The sequence below is a fragment of the Pseudomonas sp. GW822-FHT05A08 genome (genome assembly GCF_058800485.1).
In genome coordinates this window covers 966,624-981,588 of the sequence record NZ_CM179511.1, presented here as the reverse complement: position 1 = coordinate 981,588, position 14,965 = coordinate 966,624, and the positions used below count along the sequence as shown (strand labels likewise).

Sequence of the window (14,965 nt, the reverse complement as noted above, 5' to 3'; positions counted from 1 at the left end):
CCCTGTAGGAGCGAGCGTGCTCGCGATCCAGACCACGCGGTCCGTCTGGCGGACGCTATCGCGAGCAAGCTCGCGCCTGCACAAGGCCGCGCGGCATGCGTGAAGAAACGGCGGAACAACCGGCCCCGCTGCGCAGCGGCCTGACCACCGGCAGCTGCGCCACCGCCACCAGCCTGGCGGCGGCGCGCCTGTTGCTCGGCGGCGCCAGCAGCGACGCCGTGGAGATCGTCCTGCCCAAGGGCAAGCAGGTGCAGATGCGCCTGGAGTTCTGCCGCCTCACCGACACCGGCGCCGAAGCCGGCACGATCAAGGATGCCGGCGACGACCCCGACGTGACCCACGGCGCCCTGCTCTATTCCCAGGTGCGCCTGAGCCCGGACAGCGGCATTCGTTTCATCGCCGGCCAAGGCGTGGGCACCGTGACCCGCCCAGGGCTGGTGCTGGGTGTGGGCGAGCCGGCGATCAATCCAGTACCGCGCCGGATGATCAGCGAGCACCTGACGACGCTGGCCCGGGAACGCGGCTACCAGGGCGGCTTCGAGGTCACGGTCAACGTCAAGGATGGCGAAGCCCTGGCGCTGAAAACCATGAACCCGCGCCTGGGCATTCTCGGCGGCCTGTCAATCCTCGGCACCAGCGGCATCGTGCGGCCGTTTTCCTGCGCGGCCTATATCGCCTCGATCCACCAGGGCATCGATGTCGCCAAGACCAACGGCTACCTGCACATCGCCGCCTGTACCGGCAACGCCAGCGAAGACACCATGCGCCGCGTCTACGACCTGCCGGAAATCGCCCTGATCGAAATGGGCGACTTTGTCGGCGCCGTGCTCAAGCACCTGCGCAAAGTGCCGGTGGACAAACTCAGCCTGTGTGGCGGCTTCGGCAAGATCAGCAAGCTTGCGGCCGGGCACATGGACCTGCACAGCCGCCACTCCAGCATCGACCTGCCGCAACTGGCCGAGTGGGCCGCAGCGGTCGGCGCCGACCCGGCGCTGCAAAGCGCCATCCGTGGCGCCAACACCAGCCAGCAAGCGCTGGCCATGGCCAGCGCCGCCGGCATCGCCCTGGGCGACGCGGTGTGCCAGCACGCCCTGGATTTCGCCCGCAGCGTGGTGCCGCCACAGGTCCAGGTCGAAGTCTTCGCCATCGATCGCCAGGGCGGCATCGTTGGCCATGCCGGAGCTTTTCGATGAAACCCATACTGCTGCTGGGCGGCGTGACCGAGGCCCTGGCCATCGCCCGGACCCTGGGGCCGGAGCACATCTATAGCCTGGCGGGCATCGGGCGCGTGCCCGCAGACCTGGACTGCCAGGTGCGGGTCGGCGGCTACGGCGGCGCCGAGGGCCTGGCCCGGTTCATCCGCGAGCAAGGCATCGAGCTGCTGCTGGACGCCACTCATCCCTATGCCGCCCAAATCAGCCAGAACGCCGCCACGGCCGCGCAGCTGTGTGGCATCCCCTGCTGGGCCCTGCGCCGACCGGCCTGGCAAGCACAGGCCGGCGACGACTGGCGCGAAGTCCGCGACTGGGCCGAACTGGTCCAGGCACTCGAACCCTTCAAGCGCCCGCTGTTCACCCTGGGCCGCGAACCCTTGCAGCATCTGCATGAGATCCCCTCCGGGCAGTTCTGGACACTGCGCGCCCTCGACCCGTACCCCGGCAATGACCGGTGCGAAGTGATAGGCGCACGCGGCCCCTTCCTGATCGACAGCGAACGCGAGCTGTTCGAACGCCGCCGTATCGACGTGCTGATCAGCAAGAACAGCGGCAGCAGCGCCACCGAACCCAAGCTGGAAGTGGCGCGCGAGCGTGGGGTGCCGGTGCTGATCCTGCAACGGCCGTCGTTGCCAGCCGTCGATCGGGAATTCCATGACCTGGGCGAGTTGCTCCAGGCCCTGCGCTGACCGCCTGGCCGCGCAAAACCCGGCCGATACATCGAGTTACCAAATCCCCCGCTGAACGGTAGGACGCAGCCCTGGCCGCCGCGCCACGGGACCTTCGCGTATTGAAGACAGAGGAAACACTTGCGGCGTTGGCCACGGACAGGCTTTGCGGCACGATCAAAGGCCTACCCATATAGTAACTTATTTGTTACCTTTAAGGCCGACGATGATCACAGTCGAGGAATACCAGCAAGAGAACCAGCGCAGCCCCTTCGGTCGCTGGTTCGAAACGCTGGATACCCAGGCAGCCGTCAAGGTTTCCACCGCGCTGCTGCGCCTGGAAATGGGCAACACATCCAACATCAAGTGGTTCGACGGGCTTGGCGAATACCGCATCGATTGGGGCCCCGGCTACAGGATCTACCTGATCCAGGAAGGCCGGCACCTGGTGATCCTGTTTGGCGGTGGCGACAAGTCCAGCCAGCAGGCCGACATCAGGCAGGCAAAAAAACTGATCGCCGAATTCCATCACCGCAAGAAGGCCGAACTGAAAACGAGGTGACACCCATGGCACTGACTCGAAGCTTCAAGCACAGCATTGCCGAACGCGCCGAGCGCGACCCGGCGTTTTCCCAGGCGCTGCTGGACGAGGCTGCTACGCTGTTTCTCAACGGCGAACCGGAGATGTCGCGGATCATTCTGCGCGACCTGGTCAACGCCACCGTCGGCTTCGAAGCCCTGGCCCGCGAGACCGCCAAGCCCAGCAAGAGCCTGCATCGCATGCTGTCCGCCAGCGGCAACCCGAGCATGGACAACCTGGCCGCAATCTTCGCCGCCATCCGCGCCAAGCTCGGCGTGGCCATCGAGGTCCGCGCGGTACCGGCTCACTGAGGAACGGCCAATCCAGGTGGCTCTGCGACACCACACCGCACGGCGCCTTTTTACTTATCCACAGCGATCAGGCTAAATACCCCCCTGTTCGCTCAACCTGACGGATCGTCACCATGTCCCGACAACGGCTCGCATTTGCCTGGATCGCCTGCTTCGCAGTGCTGTTCAACATGCTTGCCATGCCGCTTTCGGGAGCCATGCAGCAGGCCGATCGAGCACCTGCCGAGCAACTGTTATGGGGCAGTTTCTGTTCCTCCAGCGGCACCAAACTGGTGGCGATCTCCCTGGGCAAGCTGGAACAGCAAGCCCCGCAGAACGACGATCACTCCACGATGCAGCACTGCTGGTGCTGTTCCGGCTCGGCACCCCTGGTCGCCCTGCCAGGCCATGCGCCGCAGTTGTATTTCGCCCGTTTCGAGTCCAACCGCAGCGTCGCGCCACCCGCGCTGGTCATGCCCACGCCACGCCAGCAATGGCCGAGCCTCAATCCCCGCGCTTCACCTCTGGTCTGATTCCACCTCGCAATTGATCTGCGTGTCGAATCGTTCTGGAGAACTGCCATGTTGAAATCCGTACAGGCCCTGCAAGCCCTGCTGCTGGCCGCCCTGCTGTTGCCCGCTGGTTTTGCCACCGCCCATGAATACCAGGCTGGCGAGTTGCAGATTGCCCACCCCTGGTCACAGGAGCTGCCGCCCAACGCACCGACGGTGGCGGCCTATTTCGTCATTCACAACACCGGCAAGAATGCCGACCGCCTGCTCGGCGTCGACTCGCCGATCTCGGGCAAGGCCGAGCTGCATGAACACGTGCAGCAGGGCGACCTGATGAAAATGCAGCAGGTGCCCAACGTGGCGATAGCCCCAGGTGCGACCGTCACCTTCGCCCCCATGGCCTATCACGTGATGCTGCTGGAGCTCAAAGACCGCAGCCTGCTCAGCGACGGCAAGCGCTTCCCGCTGACCCTGCACTTCGAGAAATCCGGCGACGTCACGGTCGAGGTGGCAGTGCAGAAGCAGGCGCCCGTGGGCAACCAGGAACACATGCACGCCCAATAAGCCCCGGCCATCGTTACCGTGAATGCCTTGCGCTCGCCTGGCACCCGGCGATCCGTGCGCACGCCCCTGAAAGTACGGCGCGGCAGCTGGATCAGCCTGTTCGCCATGCTGATGATCTTTATCGGTCCACTGATTTCCCAGTCGATGCCGATGGATCAGGCCATGCCGATGAACCTGTCCATGTCGATGGACATGAACATGGGCGAGCCCGGCTGCCACGGTGAAAACCCTCACGGCACGGAGCACGGCAAGGTCCAGGGCGAACACCATGCGCTCTGGGAAAAATGCGGCTATTGCAGCCTGCTGTTCAACTGCCCGGCACTGCCTGGCAGCCTGTCGTTCACAGCACTCGACAGTTCACCGTCCAGCCACTTCCTCACCCCCTCGCCGCGCCTGGGCCATGCCCGGCAGACGGTGTTCCCCGGCGCCCGGACCCGCGCGCCACCTGTCATTGCGTAAACCCCTCAACCGCACTTCACCCGGCCGACTGTAGAAAAGACAGCCGCAGGCTGCTGGCCGTGTTGTTTACGAAATGATTGATGGAACCTTTATGTCCAGGTTTTCTGCTGACACTCGCCTGTGCTCCGCCCAGGCCCCCGCTACCTTTGCCCTGAACGAACCTCGCGTACGTTTCAACCACGCCATCGCCCTGCTCTGCGGCGCCCTGCTCACGCCGCTGGCCCTGGCGGCCGAACAACCGGTGGATCACAGCCAGCACGGCGAAGAACTGAGCCCGACGGTGATCACCGCCATCGCCCCCAGCTCACCGCTGACCGTGGTCACCAACCCCAAGGATCCGCGCCAGCCGGTCCCGGCCAGCGATGGCGGCGACTACCTGAAGACCATTCCCGGCTTCGCCCTGGTGCGCAACGGCGGCACCAACGGCGACCCGGTGCTGCGCGGCATGTTCGGCTCGCGCCTGAACATCCTCACCAACGGCGGCATGATGCTCGGCGCCTGCCCTGGCCGCATGGACGCGCCGACCTCCTATATCTCGCCGGAAACCTACGACAAGCTGACGGTGATCAAGGGTCCGCAAACCGTGCTCTGGGGGCCGGGCGCTTCGGCCGGGACCATCCTCTTCGACCGCGAGCCGGAAAACTTCGGCGAGCTGGGTACCCGGGTCAATGCCAGCGTCCTGGCCGGCTCCAACGGCCGCTTCGACAAGGTGGTGGATGCCGCCGCCGGCGGACCGCGGGGTTACGTGCGGGTGATCGGCAACCAGGCCCATTCCGACGACTACAAGGACGGCAACAACGACACCGTGCCGTCGCGCTACGACAAGTGGAACGGTGACGTGGCCCTGGGCTGGACCCCGGACGCCGACACCCTGCTGGAGCTCACCGCCGGCAAGGGCGACGGCGAAGCGCGTTACGCCGGGCGCGGCATGGACGGCTCGCAGTTCAAGCGGGAAAGCCTGGGCCTGCGTTTCGAGCGTTCCAATATCGGCGAGGTGCTGGATAAGGTCGAGGCGCAGGTCTACTACAACTACGCCGACCACGTGATGGACAACTACAGCCTGCGCACGCCGTCCGGCACCGGGATGATGGCCGGCCCCATGGCCAGCAACGTCGACCGCCGCACCCTCGGCGCGCGGATCAAGGCCACCTGGCGCTGGGCCGATGTGCAGTTGATCAGCGGTATCGATGCGCAGACCAACGAGCATCGCCAACGCAGCGCCATGGGCATCGACACCTATAAGGACCAGCCGCGCACCAAGGACGCCGACTTCCATAATTACGGCGCATTCGGCGAACTGACCTGGTACGCCGCCGATCGCGACCGGCTGATCAGCGGCGCCCGAGTGGACCGCGCCTCGGCCAAGGACTACCGCCAGAGCATCGGCTCCGGAATGATGACCCGGCCCAACCCGACCGCCGGCGATACCCGCGCCGACACCCTGCCCAGCGGTTTCATCCGCTACGAGCATGACCTGGCCGACAGCCCGACCACGGTCTACGCCGGCCTCGGCCACGCGCAACGCTTCCCGGATTACTGGGAGCTGTTCTCGCCGAAAATGGGCCCGGCCGGATCGGTCAACGCCTTCGATTCGATCAAGCCGGAAAAAACCACCCAGCTCGACTTCGGCCTGCAATACAAGACCGCGGAACTGGAAGCCTGGGCCTCGGGCTACATCGGCCAGGTACGCGACTACATCCTGTTCAACTACCGCCCGGGGATGATGGGCATGACCTCGCAAGCCGAGAACATCGACGCGCGCATCATGGGTGGCGAACTCGGCGCGGCCTACAAGCTGACCGACAACTGGAAGGCCGACGCCACCCTCGCCTACGCCTGGGGCAAGAACAGCAGCGACGGCTCGCCGCTACCGCAGATGCCGCCGCTGGACGCGCGTTTCGGCCTGACCTACAGCGCGGACAACTGGAGCGCAGGCGCCCTGTGGCGAGTGGTGGCGGCGCAGAACCGCATCGATGAAAACAAGGGCAACGTGGTCGGCAAGGACTTCGGCAAGAGCGGCGGCTTCGGCGTGTTCTCGCTCAACGGCGCCTATCGGATCAACAAGAACCTGAAGGTCAGCACCGGCGTCGACAACCTGTTCGGCAAGGCCTACGCCGAGCACCTGAACCTGGCCGGCAACGCCGGGTTCGGCTACCCGGCCAATGACCCGCAAGCCATCAACGAACCGGGGCGCACGCTCTGGACCAAGGTGGATCTGAGCTTCTAAACACAACAACAAATGGAACCGCTGCCCAAGGGCTGCGATAAGGCCGAAGGCCTTCAGCGCTATTGAGTACGTTGCGGCCGTTCCGGCCGATCGCAGCCTATCGGCAGCGGCTACAGAGAGTAATTGCCCATGCGGAGCGTTCCCTGATGAGCCAACCGAAAGTGTCTTTCTACAACCTGGCCTGGCGCTGGCATTTCTACGCCGGGCTGTTCGTGGCCCCTTTCATGGTGATGCTGTCCCTGACCGGGATCATCTACCTGTTCAAACCCCAACTCGACCCGCTGATGTACGGCCACCTGCTGCAAGTGCCGGCGGGGCACCACATGCTCAGCGCCGATGAACAACTCCAGCGGGTCCGGGCCGCGTATCCCCAGGGCCATGTCAAACAGTACCTGCCGCCGCTCGAAGCCGGACGCAGCGCGCAGTTCGTGGTGCAGAAGGAAGGTGGCGAACTCAATGTGTTCGTCGACCCTTACCACGGCAATATCCTTGGCGAGCAAGACGCCAAGAACAATCTGCAAGCCATCGCCCGGGCCATTCATGGCGAGCTGATGATCGGCACCCTCGGCGACCGGCTGGTAGAGCTGGCGGCGGGCTGGGGCATCGTCCTGGTGGTGTCCGGGCTGTATCTGTGGTGGCCGCGCGGCAAGTCTTCGGCCGGGGTGTTGTGGCCGCGGTTCAGCAGCCGCGGCCGTGTGCTGTGGCGCGACCTGCACGCCGTGGTCGGCTTCTGGGGCGCGGCGTTCCTGCTGGTGATGCTGCTCAGCGGCATGACGTGGACCGGCTTCTGGGGCAAGCAATACGCCGAGCTGTGGAACCGCTTCCCGGCGGCGATGTGGAACGATGTGCCCAAGTCCGACCAGCAGGCCGGCGAGCTCAACACCGCCAGCCGTCAGACCGTACCCTGGGCCATGGAGAACACACCGCTGCCGATGTCCGGCGACCATGCCGAACACATGGCCCACGGTGCCGCGCACGAAGGCCCGGCGGCGCCCACGGTCAGCCTGCAGCAGGTGCAGGACATCGCCACCCAGCGCCAGGTCGAAGCCGGCTACAGCATCACCTTGCCGACCAGCGCCAGCGGCGTGTTCACCATCGCCGTGTTCGCCGACGACCCGCGCAACGACGCCACCCTGCATGTCGACCAGTACACCGGCAAGGTCCTGGCCGATGTGCGCTGGCAGCAGTACAGCAACGTCGCCCGCGCCACCGAAGTCGGGGTGATGCTGCACGAAGGCAAGATGTTCGGCCCGTTCAACCAGATCGTGGTGCTGCTGATCTGCCTGATGATTCTGCTGAGCGCCGTCAGTGGCCTGGTGATCTGGTGGAAGCGTCGTCCTCAGGGGCGCCTCGGTGTACCGCCGCTGCGCCATGACCTGCCGAAATGGAAAACCGCGATGGCGATCATGCTGGCGCTGGCCGTGGCCTTTCCCCTGGTCGGGGCCTCGCTGGTGGCCGTGTGGCTGCTGGATCGCGTGCTGTTGTCGCGCTGGAACCGCTCGACTGAATCAGCCTCATCTTCATCATGAATCAGGCGAGATGCGCGGTTTAGAGGGATCTGTAGACTGCTGTCGGTTCAATTTACGACACGCATAATGTTACCTTGTAACATTAAAGTGTAAGATCCCCTACCCGCAGCCGCCCATGCTGCGGGTAACCCTCTCGAAGAAGCGACTCAGCCGCCCCGATGAACCGCCCGACAACTAAGCTCCTGGCGTCCAGCCTCTGCCTGCTGGTCCTGAATCACTCCGCCCAGGCCGACGACGCCCCCCTGATACTGCCCACCGGCACCATCAGCGCGCCAGCCATCGATACGCAGGACATCAGCCTGCACACCCCGACCACCGCCGGTTCGCGCCTGGGCCTGAGCGCCCTGCAAACCCCGGCCAGCACCGAGAGCCTGAACGGCGAGCGCATTCGCCAGCGCGGCGACCGCAGCGTGCAGGACGCGGTGTCGCGCAGCACCGGGATCAGCCGCACCGGCACGCCCGGCGACGGCGGCACTTCGTTGTCGGCGCGCGGCTTTACCGGCCAGGGTTCGGTGATGCAGCTGTACGACGGCAATCGCCTGTACAGCGGCATGGGCACCGTGACCTTCCCGGTGGACACCTGGTCGGTGGAGCGGGTGGATGTGCTGCGCGGTCCGGCCTCGGTGCTGTATGGCGAAGGCGCCACCGGCGCGGTGGTCAATGTGATCCCGAAGAAACCCTTCGCCGGCGAGATCGAAAACCACCTGCGCCTCGGCTACGGTTCCTACGACAGCCAGCAGCAAGCCCTCGACAGCGGCGGCTCGCTGAGCGACACCCTGAGCTATCGCCTGAACCTCAACCGCCTGCGCAGCAACGGCTGGATCGATCGCGGCGACAGCACCAGCGACTTCATCAGCGCGGCGCTGCGCTGGCAGGCCACGGACGACCTGGCGTTCACCCTCGCCCACGACTACGGCGACCAGCAGCCGATGAATGATTTCGGCACCCCGCTGGTCAATGGCCGCTTCCATGAGGGCCTGCGGGACAAGAACTACAACATCGGCAACGACAAGCAGCACTACAACGATCAGTGGACGCGCCTGACCAGCGAGTGGCAGCTTTCCGACAGCGTCAGCGCCAGCAACGAGCTGTATTACCTCAAGGCCCAGCGCCGCTGGCAGAACGCCGAGAACTACAGCTGGGACACCGCCGGCCAGCAGTTGCTGCGCAGCGGCAACTTTGCCATCAAGCACCAGCAGGAGCAGGTCGGCGATCGCCAGACCTTCACCGTCAAGCACAGCCTGTTCGGCCTCGACAGCCAGACCCTGGCCGGGGTCGATTACAACCGCATCCGCTTCCAGCTCAATAGCAACTCGCCGTTCAAGGATGCGCTGCCGGATGGCCAGCCGCTGGATCTGCAACACCCGGACAAGGGCCGCTTCGACAGCGCCTCGGCCTATCGCCCGCAATTCCAGAGCACCACCAAACAGATGTCGGCCTTCGCCGAAAACCGTACCCAACTGAGCGAGCGCTGGTCGCTGGTGACCGGCGTGCGCCGCGACTACGTGCAGGTGGATCGCGACAACCTGGTGGACGGCAGCCAGAGCGACAAGACCCTGACCGGCAACAACTGGAAGGCCGGGCTGGTGTTCGCGCTGACGCCGGACACCTCGTTCTACGGCCAGTACGCCACCAGCACCGACGGCATCGGCGGCCTGATTTCCCTGAGCCCGAGCCAGCAGCAATACGACCTGGCCCGCGCCCGGCAGAGCGAGATCGGCCTCAAGCAGATGTTCTGGGACCAGCGCGGCGAGTGGACCCTGGCGGCCTATCACATCGTCAAGAAGAAGCTGCTGACCGACGACCCGGGCAACCCGACGCTCAAGCAGCAGGTCGGCCAGCAATCGTCCCGCGGCCTGGAAGCCAGCCTCGAGCTGCAACTGCCCCACGCCTGGCAACTGCAAGCCAATGCCGCCATCGTCAAGGCCGAGTACGACGACTTCCAAGAACAGGTCGGCAACCAGTTCGTCTCGCGCAGCGGCAATCGCCCGGTGGACGTGCCACGGCGCACCGCCAACCTGTGGCTGAACAAGGCGGTGACCGATAACCTGCAGGCCGGCGCCGGGGTGCGTTATGTCGATACCCGCTACGCCGACCTGGCCAACCGCAACGAGCTGCCCAGCTACACCGTGGTCGACGCGGTGCTGTCGTGGAAAGCCCTGCGCGATACCACCTTCGGTTTGCAGCTGAACAATCTGTTCGACCGGCAATACGCGCAAAGCCAATACAATGAGGGCCAGCAATGGATCCTCGGCGAACCACGGTCGTTTTTCGTGACCGCCGATTACGCCTTTTAACCAATACCTGTGCCGCCGCCGAAGGCTGCGATCGGTCTGCGCGGCATTCCGACGCAGCACACGCGCTCTTGAGGTCCTCGGAAGGTCCTACGGACCTTTTCGCAGCCTTCGGCAGCGGCTACAGGGCATCACACGGACACCGCATGACCTCGCTGAACCTCACCAACCTGGCCTGGACACCCCTGGGCCAGGGCCACTGTCATCACCAGTTCCAGCTGCGTGAGGCCAGCCTGCGCGTGGCGCCGGGGGAGTTCGTCGGGCTGATCGGACCCAACGGCAGCGGCAAGACCAGCCTGCTGCGCTGCAGCTATCGCTTCAGCCGGCCGGACCAGGGCGAAGTCCGGCTCGATCACTACAACGTCTGGAAGCAGACACCGCGCTGGTGCGCGCAACGCATCGCCGTGGTGTTGCAGGAGTTCCCCGATGCCTTCGGCCTGACCGTCGCAGAAGTGGTCGCCATGGGCCGCACGCCGCACAAGGGCCTGTTCGACGGTGACAGCGCCGCCGACCGCGCCATCGCCCGCCAGGCGCTGGAGTCGGTGGGCCTGCTGGGTTTCGAGGCGCATGCCTTCGCCACCTTGTCCGGCGGGGAAAAGCAGCGGGTGATCCTGGCCCGCGCCCTGGCCCAGCAACCGCAACTGCTGATCCTCGACGAGCCGACCAACCACCTCGACCCGCGCTACCAGCTGGAGCTGCTGCAACGGGTCAAGCGCCTGGGCATCGGCACCCTCGCCAGCATCCACGACCTGAACCTGGCCGCCGCCTTCTGCGATCGCCTGTATGTGATCGATCACGGACGCATCGTCGCCAGCGGCACGCCCGAGCAAGTGCTGACGGTCACGCTGCTGCGCGAGGTGTTCGGCGTCGACGCCCTGGTCGACCGACACCCGTTGTCCGGCTACCCACGAATCACTTGGATAACCCAACCATGACCCCGCGCGTCTCCCTCAACTGCCTGATCCCTGCCGGCCTGGCCCTGTCGCTGCTCGCCAGCCAGGCCTGCGCCGAAGCCACCCGTTACCCGCTGACCGTCCACAGTTGCAACCGCGAGGTGACCTTCAAGGAAGCACCGAAGCACGCCCTGAGCCACGACATCAACATGACCCAGATGATGCTCGCCCTGGGCCTCAAGTCGCACATGGTCGGCTACAGCGGCATCAGCGGCTGGAAGGCGGTGACGCCCGAGATGCAGGCCATCCTCGACGGCCTGCCGGAGCTGGCGGCCAAGTACCCGTCGGTGGAAACCCTGCTCGACGCCAATGTCGATTTCTTCTTCGCCGGCTGGGACTACGGCATGCGCGTCGGCGGCGACCTGACTCCACAGACCCTGACGCCGCTGGGCATCAATGTGCTGGAGCTGACCGAGTCCTGCGCCTTCGTGATGAAGCGCCCGGCCGCCAGCCTCGACGACACCTACAACGACCTGCGCAACCTGGGACGGATCTTCGACGTGCAGGACCGCGCCAACCAGTTGATCGCCGGCATGCAGCAGCAGGTCGCCGCGATCCAGCAGGACCTGCCCACGGAAAAACCGCGGGTGTTCCTCTACGACAGCGGCGAAGACCGCGCCATGACCTCCGGCCGCCTGGGCATGCCCCAGGCGCTGATCGACGCCGCCGGCGGACGCAACATCCTCGACGATGTCGAGGCCAGCTGGACCCGGGTCAACTGGGAAACCGTGGTCGAACGCAACCCGCAGGTGATCGTGATCGTCGACTACAGCGAAGTCACTGCCGAGCAGAAACAGCAGTTCCTGCTCAACAACAAGGCCCTGCAATCGGTGGATGCGATCCGTAACCAGCGCTTCATCGTGATCCCTTACGTGCAGGCCACGCCGGGCATCGATAACGTCGAAGCGGTGCAAACCCTGGCCAAGGGTTTCCACGGCGCATGATCGATCGTCGTTATGCCTTGTTGCTGACTGCCCTCGGCGCGTTACTGCTGGCGTCCTGCGTGCTGTCCCTGGGCTTCGGCTCGGCGCGGGTGCCGGTGGATGTGGTCTGGCGCATCCTGCTGCACAAGACCCTCGGCCTGGGCGAGGCGGACTGGAGCGCCGGGCAGGAACATATCGTCTGGCTGATCCGCGTGCCGCGCATGCTGCTCGGGGCCCTGGTCGGCGCCGGGTTGGCCTTGATCGGCGCGGTGCTGCAAGCAGTGACGCGCAATCCGCTGGCCGACCCGCACCTGCTCGGCGTGACCTCCGGCGCCACCCTGGGCGCGGTGATCGTGGTGCTGCATGTGGGTGAAGTCGTCGGCCTGCTGACCCTGCCTATCGCCGCCTTTATCGGCGCGTTGGCGAGCATGCTGCTGGTGCTCGGCATCGCCGCGCGCCACGGTCGGCTCGACAGCGACCGCCTGCTGCTGTGCGGGGTGGCGGTGTCCTTCGTGATGATGGCGGTGGCCAACCTGCTGCTGTTCATGGGCGACCACCGCGCCAGCTCGGCGGTGATGTTCTGGATGCTCGGCGGGCTGGGCCTGGCGCGCTGGGAACTGCTCGCGGTGCCGGCGGCCAGCGTGCTGCTCGGGCTGGTCCTGCTGCTGGGCATGGCACGGCCGTTGAACGCGCTGATGGCGGGCGAGCAGACCGCGGTGACCCTCGGCCTGAATGCCCGCAACGTGCGGCTGCGGGTGTTCCTGATCGCCTCGCTGATGACCGGGGTGCTGGTGTCCATCAGCGGCTCCATCGGCTTCGTCGGGCTGATGGTACCGCACATCGCCCGGCGTCTGGTGGGCGCCGAGCATCGGCGGCTGTTGCCGGTGTGCGTGCTGCTGGGCAGCGTGTTCCTGGTCTGGGTCGATGTCGCCGCTCGCACCCTGATCGCCCCCGAAGACCTGCCCATAGGCGTGGCTACGGCGGCCATCGGTGGGCTGTTCTTTATCGGCCTGATGCGCCGCCGCTGAAAGACGTCCTACAGAAGAACAATGTCCGACGAAGCCCTGTAGCCGCTGCCGCAGGCTGCGCTAAGGCCGAAGGCCTTTGGCGATCTTGAAGCCGTGCGCGCCCTTCGGTCGCGATCGCAGCCTGCGGCAGCGGCTACAGGTCATCACTGGCACCAGCGCGGCGCATTCGTGCGCACCAAAGCCGCCTGGCGGCCCCGCATTGGTGCGCCACCCCTCCCCTCCACGCCATGAAAGCGACGTTTTCATGCCCTGTGCCGACTAGGCACACCCCTTGCAAAACAGCCCTTCAGTAGTCCGCATCTGCCAACCAAGAAAACTCATAAGTTCATGGAGATCGCACAATGAAGCGTCGCAGCTTGATCAAGGCTTTCACACTCACGGCAAGCATTGCCGCGATGGGCATGACCTGGACCGTCCAGGCCGCCGAGACCATCAAGGTCGGCATCCTGCATTCGCTGTCGGGGACCATGGCGATCTCCGAAACCTCGCTCAAGGACATGGCGCTGATGACCATTGACGAGATCAACGCCAAGGGCGGCGTCAACGGCAAGCAGCTCGAGGCGGTGGTGGTCGACCCGGCGTCGAACTGGCCGCTGTTCGCCGAGAAAGGCCGCCAGCTGCTGACCCAGGACAAGGTCGCCGTGGTGTTCGGCTGCTGGACCTCGGTGTCGCGCAAGTCGGTGCTGCCGGTGTTCGAGGAGCTCAACGGCCTGCTGTTCTACCCGGTGCAATACGAAGGCGAAGAGATGTCGCCGAACGTGTTCTACACCGGCGCGGCGCCTAACCAGCAGGCGATCCCGGCGGTGGAATACCTGATGAGCGAAGACGGCGGCAGCGCCAAGCGCTTCTTCCTGCTCGGCACCGACTATGTCTACCCGCGCACCACCAACAAGATCCTGCGCTCGTTCCTGCATTCCAAGGGCGTGGCCGACAAGGACATCGAAGAGGTCTACACCCCGTTCGGCCACAGCGACTACCAGACCATCGTCGCCAACATCAAGAAGTTCTCCGCCGGCGGCAAGACCGCGGTCATCTCCACGGTCAACGGCGATTCCAACGTGCCGTTCTACAAAGAGCTGGCCAACCAGGGCCTGAAAGCCACCGACGTACCGGTGGTGGCCTTCTCCGTGGGCGAGGAAGAACTGCGCGGCATCGACACCAAGCCACTGGTGGGCAACCTCGCGGCCTGGAACTACTTCGAGTCCGTGGAGAACCCGGTGAACCAGAAGTTCGTCGCCGACTGGAAAGCCTACGCCAAGGCCAAGAAGCTGCCGGGCGCGGATAAAGCCGTGACCAACGACCCGATGGAGGCCACCTACGTCGGCATCCACATGTGGGCCCAGGCGGTGGAGAAAGCCAAGTCCACCGACGTCGACAAGGTCCGCGAAGCCCTGGCCGGCCAGACCTTCGCCGCGCCGTCGGGCTACACCCTGACCATGGACAAGACCAACCACCACCTGCACAAGCCGGTGATGATCGGCGAGATCCAGCCGGACGGTCAGTTCAACGTGGTCTGGCAGACCGAAGGCCCGATCCGCGCCCAGCCGTGGAGCCCGTTCATCCCGGGCAACGACAAGAAGCCGGATTACGCGGTGAAGAGCAACTAAGCAACGGATGGATGCCGGCCGCCGCTCCCGCGTCCGGCACAACCTCTGTAGCCGCTGCCGCAGGCTGCGATAAGGTCCGCAGGACCTTCGAGGCCCTCAAGAGCACGTCCTCTGCGA

General features: G+C 65.3%; 14 protein-coding genes. All 14 read left to right on the top strand.

Features of this window, described 5'->3' with window-relative positions; translation table 11 throughout:
* Window positions 1–95: 95 nt before the first annotated feature.
* The 14 genes from AC3RCP_RS04425 to urtA all read left to right on the top strand — a co-directional run bounded on the left by AC3RCP_RS04425 (window position 96) and on the right by urtA (window position 14,848).
* Entirely contained in the window at window positions 96–1,193 is a 1,098-nt protein-coding gene (locus AC3RCP_RS04425; protein WP_492571431.1) for a cobalt-precorrin-5B (C(1))-methyltransferase, read from the top strand.
* Entirely contained in the window at window positions 1,190–1,903 is a 714-nt protein-coding gene (locus AC3RCP_RS04420) for a cobalt-precorrin-6A reductase (RefSeq protein WP_087089982.1), read from the top strand. Before AC3RCP_RS04425 ends, AC3RCP_RS04420 begins: the two co-directional genes overlap by 4 nt.
* Before the next feature lie 205 nt (window positions 1,904–2,108).
* Window positions 2,109–2,444 carry a type II toxin-antitoxin system RelE/ParE family toxin gene (locus tag AC3RCP_RS04415; RefSeq protein WP_009046759.1) on the top strand — a complete coding sequence of 112 codons (336 nt, stop codon included), beginning with the start codon at window positions 2,109–2,111 and terminating at the stop codon, window positions 2,442–2,444.
* Between the two features lie 5 nt (window positions 2,445–2,449).
* On the top strand, window positions 2,450–2,773 hold the full coding sequence (locus tag AC3RCP_RS04410; RefSeq protein ID WP_007932872.1) for a helix-turn-helix domain-containing transcriptional regulator: 324 nt from the start codon (window positions 2,450–2,452) through the stop codon (window positions 2,771–2,773).
* A gap of 113 nt (window positions 2,774–2,886) precedes the next feature.
* Entirely contained in the window at window positions 2,887–3,285 is a 399-nt protein-coding gene (locus tag AC3RCP_RS04405) for a DUF2946 domain-containing protein (protein ID WP_101336710.1), read from the top strand.
* Window positions 3,286–3,333: 48 nt separating this feature from the next.
* Window positions 3,334–3,828 carry a copper chaperone PCu(A)C gene (locus AC3RCP_RS04400; RefSeq protein WP_101336709.1) on the top strand — a complete coding sequence of 165 codons (495 nt, stop codon included), beginning with the start codon at window positions 3,334–3,336 and terminating at the stop codon, window positions 3,826–3,828.
* Window positions 3,829–3,933: 105 nt separating this feature from the next.
* Complete coding sequence (locus AC3RCP_RS04395) at window positions 3,934–4,287, top strand: DUF2946 domain-containing protein (RefSeq protein ID WP_371860895.1); 354 nt, start codon at window positions 3,934–3,936, stop codon at window positions 4,285–4,287.
* Between the two features lie 91 nt (window positions 4,288–4,378).
* Entirely contained in the window at window positions 4,379–6,514 is a 2,136-nt protein-coding gene (locus AC3RCP_RS04390) for a TonB-dependent copper receptor (protein WP_492571430.1), read from the top strand.
* 146 nt (window positions 6,515–6,660) lie between these two features.
* Window positions 6,661–8,043: a PepSY-associated TM helix domain-containing protein gene (locus tag AC3RCP_RS04385; protein ID WP_053259468.1), complete on the top strand. Its 1,383-nt coding sequence runs from the start codon at window positions 6,661–6,663 to the stop codon at window positions 8,041–8,043.
* Between the two features lie 158 nt (window positions 8,044–8,201).
* A complete protein-coding gene (locus AC3RCP_RS04380) occupies window positions 8,202–10,340 on the top strand; it encodes a TonB-dependent receptor (RefSeq protein WP_492571429.1) in 2,139 nt (712 codons plus the stop codon).
* Window positions 10,341–10,483: 143 nt separating this feature from the next.
* Entirely contained in the window at window positions 10,484–11,272 is a 789-nt protein-coding gene (locus tag AC3RCP_RS04375; protein WP_007930927.1) for an ABC transporter ATP-binding protein, read from the top strand.
* Window positions 11,269–12,234: an ABC transporter substrate-binding protein gene (locus tag AC3RCP_RS04370; protein ID WP_007930925.1), complete on the top strand. Its 966-nt coding sequence runs from the start codon at window positions 11,269–11,271 to the stop codon at window positions 12,232–12,234. The genes AC3RCP_RS04375 and AC3RCP_RS04370 overlap by 4 nt, the downstream gene beginning before the upstream one ends.
* A complete protein-coding gene (locus tag AC3RCP_RS04365) occupies window positions 12,231–13,241 on the top strand; it encodes a FecCD family ABC transporter permease (protein ID WP_492571428.1) in 1,011 nt (336 codons plus the stop codon). The genes AC3RCP_RS04370 and AC3RCP_RS04365 overlap by 4 nt, the downstream gene beginning before the upstream one ends.
* 341 nt (window positions 13,242–13,582) lie before the next feature.
* Window positions 13,583–14,848 (top strand): urea ABC transporter substrate-binding protein, encoded by a 1,266-nt coding sequence (gene urtA, locus AC3RCP_RS04360; protein ID WP_007930955.1) that lies wholly within the window; start codon window positions 13,583–13,585, stop codon window positions 14,846–14,848.
* Window positions 14,849–14,965: the final 117 nt, after the last annotated feature.